11 protein-coding genes are annotated in these 13,461 nt (G+C 58.7%); 4 read left to right on the top strand and 7 right to left on the bottom strand.

The genetic code is table 11. From position 1 onward, the window contains the following. Window positions 1-212: 212 nt before the first annotated feature. Complete coding sequence (locus tag ACPYOP_RS08575; protein ID WP_481409963.1) at window positions 213-674, top strand: hypothetical protein; 462 nt, start codon at window positions 213-215, stop codon at window positions 672-674. A 65-nt stretch (window positions 675-739) separates the two neighbouring features. Beyond that, on the top strand, window positions 740-3,061 hold the full coding sequence (locus tag ACPYOP_RS08570) for a putative bifunctional diguanylate cyclase/phosphodiesterase (protein ID WP_481409962.1): 2,322 nt from the start codon (window positions 740-742) through the stop codon (window positions 3,059-3,061). 35 nt (window positions 3,062-3,096) lie between these two features. Here ACPYOP_RS08570 and ACPYOP_RS08565 read toward each other — a convergent pair whose 3' ends face one another. After that, window positions 3,097-4,128: an AraC family transcriptional regulator gene (locus tag ACPYOP_RS08565; RefSeq protein ID WP_481409961.1), complete on the bottom strand. Its 1,032-nt coding sequence runs from the start codon at window positions 4,126-4,128 to the stop codon at window positions 3,097-3,099. A gap of 262 nt (window positions 4,129-4,390) precedes the next feature. Between ACPYOP_RS08565 and ACPYOP_RS08560 the strand changes: the two genes are divergently transcribed. Then, complete coding sequence (locus ACPYOP_RS08560) at window positions 4,391-5,542, top strand: ROK family transcriptional regulator (protein ID WP_481409960.1); 1,152 nt, start codon at window positions 4,391-4,393, stop codon at window positions 5,540-5,542. 172 nt (window positions 5,543-5,714) lie between these two features. Beyond that, window positions 5,715-6,143 carry a DoxX family protein gene (locus tag ACPYOP_RS08555; protein WP_481409959.1) on the top strand — a complete coding sequence of 143 codons (429 nt, stop codon included), beginning with the start codon at window positions 5,715-5,717 and terminating at the stop codon, window positions 6,141-6,143. A 181-nt stretch (window positions 6,144-6,324) separates the two neighbouring features. Here the strand turns inward: ACPYOP_RS08555 and ACPYOP_RS08550 are convergent, their stop codons facing one another. From ACPYOP_RS08550 to ACPYOP_RS08525, 6 genes are all read right to left on the bottom strand, one after another. Beyond that, window positions 6,325-6,618 carry a type II toxin-antitoxin system RelE/ParE family toxin gene (locus tag ACPYOP_RS08550; protein ID WP_481409958.1) on the bottom strand — a complete coding sequence of 98 codons (294 nt, stop codon included), beginning with the start codon at window positions 6,616-6,618 and terminating at the stop codon, window positions 6,325-6,327. Next, window positions 6,615-6,920 (bottom strand): type II toxin-antitoxin system RelB/DinJ family antitoxin, encoded by a 306-nt coding sequence (locus tag ACPYOP_RS08545; protein ID WP_481409957.1) that lies wholly within the window; start codon window positions 6,918-6,920, stop codon window positions 6,615-6,617. Before ACPYOP_RS08545 ends, ACPYOP_RS08550 begins: the two co-directional genes overlap by 4 nt. 75 nt (window positions 6,921-6,995) lie before the next feature. Further along, window positions 6,996-8,216 carry an alpha/beta hydrolase gene (locus ACPYOP_RS08540; protein WP_481409956.1) on the bottom strand — a complete coding sequence of 407 codons (1,221 nt, stop codon included), beginning with the start codon at window positions 8,214-8,216 and terminating at the stop codon, window positions 6,996-6,998. Window positions 8,217-8,227: 11 nt separating this feature from the next. Beyond that, the gene (locus ACPYOP_RS08535) at window positions 8,228-11,278 is read right to left on the bottom strand and encodes an efflux RND transporter permease subunit (RefSeq protein WP_481409955.1); all 3,051 of its coding nucleotides are present in this window, start codon (window positions 11,276-11,278) and stop codon (window positions 8,228-8,230) included. A gap of 12 nt (window positions 11,279-11,290) precedes the next feature. Next, window positions 11,291-12,361, bottom strand: a complete 1,071-nt coding sequence (locus tag ACPYOP_RS08530) for an efflux RND transporter periplasmic adaptor subunit (RefSeq protein ID WP_481409954.1) — start codon at window positions 12,359-12,361, stop codon at window positions 11,291-11,293. Then, window positions 12,358-13,434 (bottom strand): efflux RND transporter periplasmic adaptor subunit, encoded by a 1,077-nt coding sequence (locus tag ACPYOP_RS08525; protein WP_481409953.1) that lies wholly within the window; start codon window positions 13,432-13,434, stop codon window positions 12,358-12,360. The genes ACPYOP_RS08530 and ACPYOP_RS08525 overlap by 4 nt, the downstream gene beginning before the upstream one ends. Window positions 13,435-13,461 lie beyond the last annotated feature (27 nt).

Genomic DNA, 13,461 nt, shown 5'->3' with positions numbered 1-13,461 from the left:
AAGTCGGCCCTGAAATTCAGCCAGCCTCGTCCCAGCTTAGATCCGCATTTTGCGCAATAGATATCCAAGTAACGCAATAATCCGATCGAGCGACGACGCTGCGCTATGGGTTCGGGAAACACCAACAGATCATTAACATTTCGCAACCATTCTAAAACTATCGGAAGGTATGAGCGCGTAACAACAAGCATTTACAACCATCGGGGAAGCACTTGAAGAGCGCAGATAGGAATGCTGAAGTATTGCTATCGGAAGTTGGTAACTCGAATAGTTTGACAAGCAGCCTGTCTGCATCGCCGTTGAGCGCGGCCCTCGTATTTCTTGGGCCTATTGCAGCTGCCGCCTTGTTGATGGCTTGCTTTCCACATGCACTCTCCCCCTCATGGACGCCCTTCGTCTTGATGGGCACAAGCATCCCCATTACCAGCTTTGTTCTTTTGCAGCGGCGGGAGAAACAGCGAAAGAACATCGGGTTCATGTTCAATCTGTCCTGGATTGCCTGGGTCGTGATGAGTTTGACTACCGCCTCTTTCTGCCTGAACGCCGGAACCCGAGAATTCGGCAACTCGCTGGTGCAACTCAATCCCGGATGGCTGACGTTTATCTTCGGCTGGTTCTTCGCGGCAGCCTGCGGTCGTGTGGCTTTATCAATCAGTAAATTGCTGCATCCATGACCGTCCCGCAACGCATAGGCGAGAAGGCACATAGACGATTCGGAACGCATGGAAAGAGCGCCTCCATGTTGCAGATGTTCAACAGCGTTCGACGATTTATGGCGGTACCGGTCGACAATCCCGAGCTGTTGAAAGCGCAATACCGCGCTTTCTCACGCCAGATACCGATGATGTATTTCATCCTGATGTCGAGCACCTGGGCGGTTGCCGCGACGCACATCATGATCGCGCCGTCCTGGCTCACGATTGGAGCTCCTGTTGTCCTCACATTGGCATCCATATTCCGCGTCCGCCATTGGTGGCGGTCACGTCACATGGATCCAACCCCGGAGGTGGCGCTACATGCCCTGAGACGGACCAATCGCCTTGCTTTCGCAATTGCTTTTACCTTTACAGCCTGGTCGTTCCTGCTCTTTCCCTATGGTGATGCATATACGCGTTCGCACCTGGCCTTTTACATGGCCATTACGGTGATCTCCTGCATCTTCTGCCTGATGCATCTTCGCTCGGCGGCCATCACCGTAACCGCAATCGTCAATGGCGCTTTCATCATCTTCTTCTGTGCGACCGAACAGCCAACCTTCATTGCCACCGCGATCAACATCGCATTGGTGTCCATCGGCATGCTCGTCATCCTCAACATCAATTATCGCGACTTTGCGCGCATGGTGAACTCGCAGACGGAAGCGCATCGACGCGAGGCGGCGCAAAGCCGCCTGCTGCGGATGATCGATGACATGCCCGTCGCTGTGATGACGGTTGAGCCCGAGACGCTGATCATCAACTACGCCAACGAGACCTCTAAGGACCTCATACGCAAGATCGAGCATCTGCTGCCGATCAAGGCAGACGAGCTGCTCGGCACTTCGATCGATGTTTTCCATAGGAATCCGGAGCACCAACGCCGCATTCTCGCGGATCCGGCTAACCTGCCTCACAATGCCCGCATCAAGCTCGGGCCGGAAGTGCTCGATCTCAGGATCTCGGCAATTACCGCCGACGACGGAAGCTTTCTCGGGCCGATGCTCAGCTGGGCGATCGTCACCAAGGAAGTGGAGGCGGAAAGGCGCATAGGCCAGCTCGCGCATTACGACACGCTGACGGGACTGGCAAACCGCACCACATTCAATACGCAATTTGACGCGAGCCTCGGCAAGGCGGACCATGGCTCATCGCTGTTGTTCATAGACCTCGACGGCTTCAAGCTGGTCAACGATACCAAAGGCCACCGTGTCGGCGACGCCCTGCTGAAGGCGGTCGCCGATCGGCTGCGCGCCATTTGCTCTGCGCCGGCCGTGACGATTGGCCGGCTCGGCGGTGACGAATTTGCCGTGCTTGTTCCCTATGCCGAACCCGTGACGGTGGCGCGGCTGGCCGGCCGGATCATCGATGCGCTCTCCATGCCGTTCGATCTCGACCAGGTGAGCCAGGTTCAAATCGGCGCATCGATCGGCATCGTGTACGCGCCAATGCATGGCGAGACCGGGGAAGCTTTGCTGGCGCGAGCCGACATCGCCCTCTACGCGGCAAAGGCCGCCGGCAAGAGCGCATACAAGGTGTTTTCCGAAGAGATGGAAAATCGCATTCAGGAGAGTATTCAGCTTCAAACGACGCTGCGGGTATCCTTGCGGGACAGCCGGGGATTGTTCGTCTTCTATCAGCCGATCGTCGACATCAACAGCAACAAGGTTACGGCACGCGAAGCATTGATCCGTTGGCATCACCCGCAAAGGGGCTGGGTCTCACCCGCGGAATTCATTCCCGTCGCAGAGCAGAACGGACTGATCGAACAGCTTGGCGAGTTCGTCCTGAATACCGCATGTCGGGATGCCGTCCAATGGGAGGACGGCGCGCGCGTGGCCGTCAACGTGTCGGCCTCTCAGCTCGGCAAGGGCACGATCGCCTCCACGGTATCGTCGGCCCTGGCGTCTTCCGGGCTGTCGCCGGAACGGCTCGAAATCGAAGTGACCGAAACCGCGATCTTCGACGATGAGCACGGGGGCATCGGAGATCTGCGGCGTATTCATGACATGGGGGTTCGCGTGGCCCTGGACGATTTCGGAACCGGCTACTCGTCCCTGACCCATCTGCGAGCCTTTCCCTTCGACAAGATCAAGATCGATGGTTCATTCGTGAGGGATGCCGTGAGGCGACCGGAATCGGCCGCCCTCGTCCGGGCGATCGCCGATCTGGGCAAACGGCTGGGTGTCACGACCGTCGCCGAGGGTGTGGAGACGGAAGCGCATCTCCAATGCGTTCTGACCGAAGGATGCAGCGAGGTCCAAGGCTATTTCTTTGGTCACCCGGAGCCGAGCCGGAAGGATGCCGATGCGGTCAGGGCTCTCAATGCGGCCACACCAATCACAAGAGTCTTCTTGGACGCATAGCCCTTTCACCGAAAGTTCCCCGGGCGACATCGCCGTTAACGCAGCCCCACCGCTTTGGCGCGCGTGTCGCTTGGGCTCTCTCCGAAAGTGCTGCGATAGATGATGGAGAACCTGCCCGGATGAAAGAAACCCCACGTCGCGCAAACTTCGCGGACGGATTGCCGGTTCAACGGATCTCGCAATTGATCGCGCGCAGCTTTCAGCCTGATTGTGCGTAGATAGGCACCCGGCGACGTTTTTCTGAACGCCTTGAACCCCATCTGCAAGGCACGAAGCGAAACCCCGACATCGTCTGCCACCGTCGATATGGTGAAGGGCTCGGTGATGTTGGCGTGCATATAGTCTATGGCACGGCGCACATGCCACGGCGCAACCATCGACACCTTCTCTTTGCTCAAATGGCAGGAAAGACGATGCTGGCCAAATCTGATGACAAGGTCGGCAAGCGTTTCGCTTATCGTCGACACGGCAAGTGGGGAGGATAAGAGCGGTCCGTCATTGCGCATGCCCTGGATGATTGTTTGTGCCAGGTTGCCGATCAGTTGGCCGGATGGCGTTGCGAGATCGAGAACGGGTTCCAGGTCCAACGATTCGAGGACCGGCGTTTCCAGAAGAGAAGCGAGCATTCTCTTTACGACTTTCCAGTCCAGCAACAGAGCATCCAGGCTATTCGGCTCGCCCTGAAGCGAGCGATCGCGAGCCTCATGATTGTTCGCCATGAGAATGTGCCCGGCGCCGCCTTCCGCGACCCTTCGTCCAATGGTCAGTCGAAGCGAACCAGCGCGGGGTATATAAAGCCCGAGATGTTGCGGAGTTTCATCGAGCGTCCGGACTTCCCAGGGACTTTCATATGCCGAATGGACCGCTGTGAGAGATCCGCTTCTTCTCAGATCCGCCGCCCAGGTAAAGGCCCGGTCCTTGCCCAATGGCCTGGCGCCAAAGACGCCATAGGCCCCTGAAAACGCCTCGACCATCGACTCGAAATCACTGCCGTTATGGGTTGGCGCGAAATCAAAAGCTGACGCGTCATGAGAGCGCGCAACATTGTCGAAGCTCAACGATACCATGCAGCTTGGCTCTTACTCCCCGTGCCTACTCGTCCTTCGCATGCAGCATCTCGCTCAAGGTTATCGCAACACCGATATGACGTCCTGAATGCTCCGATGCCGCCTCTTTTGACAGGCCGGGATTGGCGCGATCTCCGCTGGCCGGGCCGACCTTGATGAAGTAAGCAGGACCGGCAAATCAGGGATCGGGTTTCTCAGCTTGACAAAAACGAAGTGCCCTCAAAAGATTCACACTTATAGTGTAAATTAAAATGGCCAAAAAATGAAGTATAATCCGCTAGACGATGTTGCCGTCCATTTTTTGCGGGACCTTCAACCTCCACGCGTGGCTTCCCGGAACGAACGGGACCTGTTGCGGCTGATCTGGAAGTCTCCCGGCATTGAGCGTTCCGACCTGACCGAGCCGCTCGACCTTACCCAGCAGTCCCTGCATCGAATTGTCGGGCGACTGCATGATCGAGGCATGATCGTCTTTTCCGCCTCGGAAACCCGTCGTCCCGGACCGCCAAGCCCTGGATTGACGCTGTGCGGAGATTGGTGCTTGACACTCGGAATCTCGGTGAACGTCGGTTCGATCGGCCTTTGTCTCATGGGTTTCGGACAGCCTCTGGAAAGCATCGAAATACCACAGGCGGGATCCTCGCTTCCCGCAGAATTGGACCGGATCGAAGCCGCGCTCGAAGAGCTTCTTGCCCGCCGGAATGCCAAGCGCGGCGATATCCTCGGTGTCGGCCTGGCAGTTTCCGGGCACCGCATGCTCGAAACGGCCTTCAATTGTCCGCTGCCGCTGGCTCACTGGTCATTGATCGACCTGGCGCCGATCGTCGGCAACAGGCTTGGCTTGCCGGTTTGGGCAGACAATGTTGCAAGGACCGCGGCCTTGGCGGAAGCGATCTTTGGTGTCGGTCGCGATGCTCCGGATTTCGCCTATATCGCGCATCTTCATGGTTATGGCGGCGGCCTGGTGTCCGCAGGCATGCCGTTTCGCGGCAGTTTCGGCAATGCCGGCGAGTTTTCGGTTCTCTTCGAGCGCCAGGATTACGAGGATCGCCCGGCGCTCGGTGTCTTGCTCGAACACCTTCGTGCAAAAGGATACCCGGATCTGACCCTCAGGGATCTCAAACGCGAAGAGCTGCTGAATTGGGATGACGTCGCCGAATGGGTCGATCGCGTGATGCCGGCGCATAATCGCGCCATCAACGCGATCTGTGCGGTATTCGACCCCGCCTTGATCGTGCTTGGCGGCGAACTTCCGCATCGGCTGGCGAGGATGATGATCGAACGGACCGAGATCAACAATCTGCCTCGTCACGGCGCATTGCGAGACGTGCCTAAGCTGACCGTAGCAGAGATGATCGATTCCCCTGGCGCAATCGGTGCGGCATTGGTCCCCTTGTTCGAAACGGTGTTGTGATGGCCTTGGCTCGTGGCGGGTTTGAGGCATCAGTGCCAGACGAGTTGACCGGCGCCCATGAAGCTATGCGCCTCCGACGATGGATAGCTCCAAAAAAATTTCCGACCTCTGTCGGGATTTCCTTCCGCTGGCCGTCCTTGGGGCATCAACGCTTTCAAACCGGAGGTACATCGTGGAAAACACTCAATCGACCTGGCAGACCGCCGCCATTCTCATCGCCCGTCTGATCTTTGCGGCCGTCTTCCTGATGGCAGTCTCATTCAAGTTCATGGACATGAGCGCGACCGCCGGCTACATCGCCGCCGCCGGCTTCCCGTTGCCGCTATTCCTTGCCTGGTGCGCAGCGGCTCTAGAGGCGCTGCTGGTCATAGCCTTCCTAACCGGTGCCTTCTTCACGCCTGCGGCGATCATTGCAGCTCTCTATGTCCTCTTCCTTGGATTCTCATTCCACGGCCCCTCGCACTGGGCGGGTAATCAGGCCGAATTCGGCTTCTTCATCGATCACTTTACTTTCGTGGCTGGCTTGCTCTTTGCCGCCGTACATGGGCCGGGCAGCGTGCTTGCCGCCACGGTGGGACGGCCGGCCCGAGAAACCAAGTAACATCCGTCGCGATAAACGATGAATTGCCTGTTTGGTCATGCAAAGAGCGGCTGGTTTTGAATTGTTCGCCTTGAACGAACCGAAGTTCAAATCTTGCTATCCCACCAGACAGGCAAGCTCCATGACCAAAGCCGCAGATGACGCTCTTGATGGAATCTAGTTTACAGACCCGTACCTAACGTCAGTCGAACCTCAACGCAGCAGGCCAGATCTGCGCACCATGCAGAATACGCAGAATCCTTATTCGATCGGCCATCACTACATAAGCCGCAATATAAGGTGTGCCGGCTATGATGAGCTCTCGAGTTCCGGCAATACGACCGAGCCGGCCGCTATCCGGAAATTCAAGAAGGCGACGTGCGCTCCTTACAATCTTCTCGTCAATGTGAGCCGCCGCGCGAGGATTTTCTCTTTCTATGTAGCTGAAGATAGCGTCGCGATCATCAAGCGCAAACTGCGCCCAAACAAGCTTCATCCGTCACGCCCTGCTTTGCGCAGAGCCGCCGCCCGGCGCTCTCGAAATGGCGCATCGGCGTCAGCATCGTCGATATCGGGCCGCGTGTCCTGTAGTGCTTCCAATACCTTAGCCCTAAACCAAACGTCGTAGGCCTCGCTGTGGCTGACGAGTTCCAGCGGTAATGTGCCCTCATTTGCCGTCCGAGTTAAAAGAATTCGCACAGCATCCGACACCGTCAAACCCATGCCCTCGAGAACCGCTGTGGCGCGCTCCTTCACATCGGCGTCTATTCGGGTTTGGATAAGTGCATTTGAGGCCATGGCGAATCTCCTTCGCCGTCAACGTAATGCAATTGCATGACAAAATCCAGCGCCTGCATCAGACCAATAGTGAGGTCAATAGGAAACGCGCCCGTCGACGATGGGCGATGGGCCAGAGGAAAATTGCTGCTTCAGCACCTGCCTTGCATCACCGCTGACAATCGACATGGGCGCTGCTACCGCGACTTTCGCGGCCGATCCTGCGAGGTCCGCCGTTCGGACGGCCGCCATGCCGACGCGGTCCGCAAGCGAGACTCGTCCAGTGTCCAACGACTGTCCCGCCAGCCGCCGTCCAAGCAGCTGGACCATATCCCGATTGTCCGCAAACGTATTATGCCCCAGCGCATCGTCCGGCTTCACGGAACTTGTATCGATGACCGTGATCCCGAGCTTGGCCAAATCCGCGGCATAGGGCGTCGAATCGAAGCCGCCGACGCGACTGACGCCACCGGATAGCCATTGAGACATCTGTAATGCCTTATCCTTTGTCGACGAAAAGATCGTGAAATGCGGACGTTGCGGCCCCATCTCGATCATCTGCCGGCGAAATACGTCGATATCGATGTCGGGCGATGCCAGAATGACGTTCTTCACCTTGGCCGGGATTGTCTTGTTGCGCATGGCAACGCCACGCAATGCCTCCGCCGTCAGCCAGGACCCCATGGAATGGGCGAGGATCGTTACCTCTCCTACATCCGGACTTTTAGCGGCTTGCAGGATAAGATCCTCCAGCGCCCGCCGTGAGAAATTCGTGCTCTCCCTGTCATAAAGATAGTCGAAAACATTCCCGCGCGAGGGCCAGGTGAAGAGGATCGGTGCGGCATCCGTTCCGGAATCATGCATGATCTGAGCGAAGCGAAAAACAGCGTCGGAATAGGTGTTGTTGAAGCCGTGCACGAAAATGACGACCTGCCGCTTGGCGTTGCGGTTCTTGCTGAACCACCCAAAAATATCGCGCTCGGATGCGACCCTTCCGACCTTCGTAACGACGAATTCCTTCGCGGGATTGGCCGGCACATGCGATGGCCACTGCACCTCGCCGATTTTGCGATTTCGATCCGGCGGAATGGAAACGACGATATCGTTGAAGGATATCGCCGTTCCGCGTTCGCCGGAATAGAGTTCGCCCGGCTTGTCGGTCGGACGACGGGTGGTCGCCACCATCATGTCCACGGTGCTCGTGCCTGGAGTTGCTGCCGCGAGGGGCTGGAGAACATTCTCCAGCCGCCCCGCACAACCCGCCAATACCGATAGCGTCATCAGCACGGCAAAGCCCGTTCTTCCAGCCTGTGACATGGGTTCCCTCTTCAGTGCTGCGCGCTGTCGCGGGGAATTTTGAACCAGGCAACATACAAGGCGGGAAGGAAGAGCAGCGTCAGGACGGTGCCGACGACAATGCCGCCCATCATCGCATAGGCCATCGGACCCCAGAATATTTCCCTGGAGATCGGGATCAGCGCGAGCGTTGCCGCGGCTGCCGTCAGCATGATGGGCCGCATTCGGTGCTCCGTCGCCTCGATGACGGCTTGCCAGGGTGGCACGCCCTCGCTTCGAAGATGCTCGATCTGCACGATGAGGATCACCGAGTTGCGGATCAAAATGCCGATCAGCGCCAAGACGCCCAGGATCGCAACAAATCCCAGCGGCGCATTGCTGAGCAGCAATGCCGCGACAACGCCGATCAACGCCAAAGGTGCTACGGCAAAGACCAGGAACAGCCTGCTGAAGCTTTGCAGCTGGATCATCAGAATCGTCGCCATGATGAACAGCATCAGTGGCGCGACGGCGACGATCGGTCCCTGTGCCTTTGCGCTTTCCTCGACCGAGCCGCCGTCAACGATGTGGTAGCCGCTCGGAAGGCTCTTACGGAACTCGTCGACTTTCGGCTGCAGTTCGTTGACGATTGTTGCCGGCTGCGTCGATCCGACGACCGCAGCCTTGATGGTGATGGTCGGTATGCGGGTGCGCCGCCAAATCGTCGGCTGCTCCAGTTCGTAGTGGAAATTCGCAACCGCGGACAACGGCACGGATTTGCCATTGGAACCGCCGAGCTGAAGGTTCTGCAGCGTCTCGATCGAGCCTCGCTCGGAGGTTTCGGCGCGGCCGATCACGTCGACGAGATAGATGTCATCACGGATCTGCGTCGCCGCCGATCCCTCGACGATGCTGTTCAGCGCCGTTGCAATGTCCTGCGACGAGACACCCAGTTGCCGTGCCTTATCCTGAAGGACATCGACCTTGACCACACGTGACGGTTCGTTCCAGTCGAACGTCATGTTGGACAGCAAGGGATGCTGACCGACGATGCCTGCAAATTGCTGGGCGATGTCCCTTACTTTCTGGATATTCGGGCCACTGACCCGGTATTGCACCGGCTTGCCGACCGGGGGGCCGATGTCGAGCAGCTTCACGAACGCGTCGGTGCCGGGGAAGGTCTTCGTCAGATAAGCCTGCAGTTCACTTTTGACCTTGTCGCGTACGTCGAGCCCCTTGGTGACGATCACCGTCTGTCCAAACGAGACGTCGGGTGTCTGTACGTCAAAGGACAGGATGAAGCGAGGCGCGCCCTGGCCGACATAGCTCGTCCAATGATCGATATCCTTGTTGTTAGCCAGCATTTCGCGCTCGAACCTGGCCATCTGCTTGTTCGTCTCGGAAATCGAACTGTTCTGCGGCAGGTTCCAGTCGACGATCAGCTCCGGTCTGTCGGAGGAAGGGAAAAACTGCTGTTGCACCAAGCTCATCCCGCCGATGGAAAGAGCGAAGGTTGCAACGGTTGCACCAATCGTAATCCAGCGCCAGCGCATGGCCACGCCCAGGAGCCAGGCAAAGGCGCGTGTGAAGCGGCCCTTCTGCTCATGATGCGATTTCATGGATTTCGGAAGGATCGTCACGCCGAGCAGCGGCGTGAACAACACCGCGACCACCCAAGAAACCAGGAGCGAAACGGCGATGACCACGAAAAGGGTGAAGGTGAATTCGCCGGCAGCACTGGTATTGAGGCCGACAGGGATAAAGCCTGCGACCGTCACCAGCGTGCCTGTTAGCATCGGGAAGGCGGTCGACGTGTAAACATATGTCGCCGCTTTTCTCAGATCATCGCCCACCTCCAGCCGGGCAACCATCATCTCCACGGCAATCATGGCGTCGTCGACAAGGAGGCCAAGGGCGATGATCAGCGCGCCAAGCGAAATACGCTGCATCGAAATGCCGGTATAGGCCATCACGAGAAAGGTAATCGCCAGTACGAGCGGAATGGAGATGGCAACGACGAGCCCCGCCCGAACGCCGAGGCTGATGAAGCTGATCGCAAGCACGATGACGATCGCCTCGAACAGAGCGCGCGTGAAACCCGACACGGCCTCGTCGACGACCGCGGGCTGATCGGATACGCGCTGGACATCGACGCCGATGGGAAGATCGGCGGTGACCTGTTCGATCTCCTTGTCGAGCGCCTTGCCGAATTCAAGCAGGTTTGAACCGGTTTTCATGCCGATCGCAAGCCCGATGGCCGGCTGGCCGTTAAATCTGAACAGTGACGAGGGAGGATCCACGTAGCCGCGCTTGATCGTCGCGACATCGGTCAACGGAAAGAAGCGGTCGTTGACGCGAAGGTTGATCGACCGAAGGCTTTCCTCTGATGTGAACTGACCGCTGACCCGCAAGGCGATGCGCTCGGGACCGGCATCGACGAAACCGGACTGCGTGACGGCGTTCTGCGCCTGCAGCGTGTCGATGACGGATTGCTGGTTAAGCCCGAGCGCTGCGATCTTTCGCGTGGAAAATTCGAGGTAGATGGCCTCGTCCTGCGCGCCGATAATGTCCACCTTGCCGATATTGGGAACCGTCAGCACCTTTGCGCGCGCATCCTCGACCAGATCGCGAAGCTGGCGCTGTGTCAGCCCGTCGCTGGTGAAGGCGTAAATATTGCCATAGACGTCGCCGAAGCTGTCGTTGAAAAACGGTCCGACGACACCGCTTGGGAAATTCCCCTTGATGTCGCCGATCATGTTGCGGACCCGCATCCAGATGGCATTGACATCCTTGGCTTTGGTCGTCGGCAGAAGTTCGACGAAAATGGTCGTCTGCCCGGCAACCGTCTCGCTTTTGGTATAGTCGAGCGAATCCAGTTCCTCGAGCTTCTTTTCGATGCGGTCGGTGACCTGCTTGGTCACTTCCTCGGCCGATGCACCGGGCCATTGCGCCTGAATGATCATCGTCTTGATGGTGAAGGCGGGATCTTCCTCGCGGCCGAGCCCGATATAGGAAAACGCGCCGGCCAGAATGAAGACGATCATGAAGTACCAGACAAGCGAACGATGTTCGAGCGCCCAGTCGGACAGGTTGAATTTTTTCACGGGGGTCTTTCCTTAATCCAGCCTGACGGCCTGGCCGTCGGCAAGCTTGTGAACTCCGGCAACGACGATGCGTTCGCCAGGGCTGATGCCATCTGTGATCGTCACGGAGCCGCCCTCGACGAGGTCCCCGTCGAACTTGATCGCGCGAATGGAGACCTTGCGCGCCGTGGTATCGACCACCCAGACATTCGGCCTTCCGTCCTTCATCAGGACGGATGAAGAGGGCAGCAGGATCATCGGATCTGCAACAACAGTCGCGGTTGCGGTGACGACGGAGCCCAGGCGGAACTCGGCCGGCGGATCGAGGAGCGTGATTTTCGTGCGTCGCGTGCGGGTCGTCGCCTCGGCTTCCGGGGCGATTTCTCTGACGACACCGCTCGCGCGGATGGTCGGATCCAGCTGGAGAGCGACCTCAAAGGGCGACCCCACCTTGAGACCGTCGAAGCTGGCGACAGGAATATCGATGATGACATCGCGCTGGTCGGGTCGGGCAACGGTGGCAATGCTTTGGCCGGCGGAGACGACCTGGCCTACCTCGGCCGAAGTCGCCGTCACGACGCCGTCGAATTCCGCCTTGAGCTGTGTGTAGCCCAGCTGCTCTTCGGCCTTGTCCAGATTGGCCTGTGCCTTGGCAACCGAGGCGCTGGCGCTTTTGCGCCCCAGCACCGCCTCTTCGTAGGCCGCTTCACTTCCCGATCTGCTTTCGAGCAGGGATCGCTGGCGCTCTTCGGTGGATGCGGCATTCGCCAATTGCGCCTGCGCATTCGAAAGCTCGGATTGCGAGCTCTTGACCGCAAGCTCCAACGACAGCGGATCAATGGCGGCAACGACATCGCCCTTCTTGACGATGTCGCCGACGCTGACCTTGCGCGCGATGACCCGACCCAGGACCCGAAATGCGAGCTGGGTCTCGATCTTGGCCTCGACGGTCCCCGGCAGGGTCAGCGCGGAAGCCGCGGTGGACTTGACGACAACGGAAAGCACAGGACGCGCCGGCTCGTAATGAGCTTCCTCCTGTTTCTGGCACGAGGTCAGCAGCAATGAGCCGAGGATCGCAAGGCCGGCTGTGATACGAATATTCATTTTGCAGCTCCCTTGTCGTATGTGACGGCCTGGCCCGATCGCAGGAATTTCGCGCCGTCGACGACGACGATCTCGCCCGGAGACACGCCCGTCCGCACCGCGAAGCGGCCGGTCTCGTAGCTGGAGACATCGATCTGGCGCAGCGACACGCTCGATGAAGCAGGATCGATGATCCAAACGGCCGGCTTGCCGCTCTTTGAGGCCATTGCCGACCATGGCAATTCGATTGCGTCCCGCGCGGTGGACCGAAACAAGCCGACGACCGGAGCGCCAAGCTGCATGTCCGGCGCGGCTTCGAGACCAACCTTGACCCGGATCGTTCCGGTCGACGCATCGATCGTCGGCGAGATTTCGCGCACGGAAGCCTCCATCCTGTGAGACGGTGCCGAAAGGGGGCTGACAGCGACCTGGTTTTCCAGGTTTCGCCCGAGATAGAGCGATTCGAAGACGTTGAAGACGGCGTCGCGAGGGCCGTCATGCGCGAGCGTAAAGACCAGCTGTGCGGCTTGCGCCACCTGCCCCACCTCAGCGTTTCTGGCGGTGATGACGCCATCGGCGTCAGCGCGCAGCTCCGTATAGGAGAGCGCGTCCTGTGCCGTGTCGAGTTGAGCTTGCGCCGATTTCACGCTTCCCTGGGCAGTCAGCAGCGTTTCCTGGGCCTGATCGAGCGCGGCGCGGGTCGTCACCTGCGTCTTGAAGAGATTTTGCTGGCGGTCGAACGCCAATTGCGCCTGCGTTTGCTGCGCAAGCGCCGATTGCAGGTTCGCCGTGGCAACGTCGAGATCGGCCTTCTGTTCTTCGGCGTCCATACGCGCAAGCACCTGCCCGGCCTTCACCGATGTGCCGACGTCAACCAGACGTTCGACGATACGTCCGCTAACCCTGAAGGAAAGATCGCTTTCGACGCGGGCACTCACCTCGCCGGTGATGGCGTTGCTTTCGACGACCGGCGTGACCTTGGCCACGACAGTCTCCACGTTCTTTGGCTTTGCCTCGCTCTCGGCCTGTTTTTCGCATGAAGACAGCGCGACCGCGCTCGCACCCAGCCATGCGATGACAAGGATAGTTTTCATGATTTGACCTCTTGCATCCGTTGGCGA

The sequence above is a fragment of the Rhizobium sp. KNZ2-6A genome (assembly GCF_056755475.1).
The sequence above is the reverse complement of the archived record's forward strand: the minus strand, read 5'-3'. Positions and strand labels throughout refer to the sequence as shown.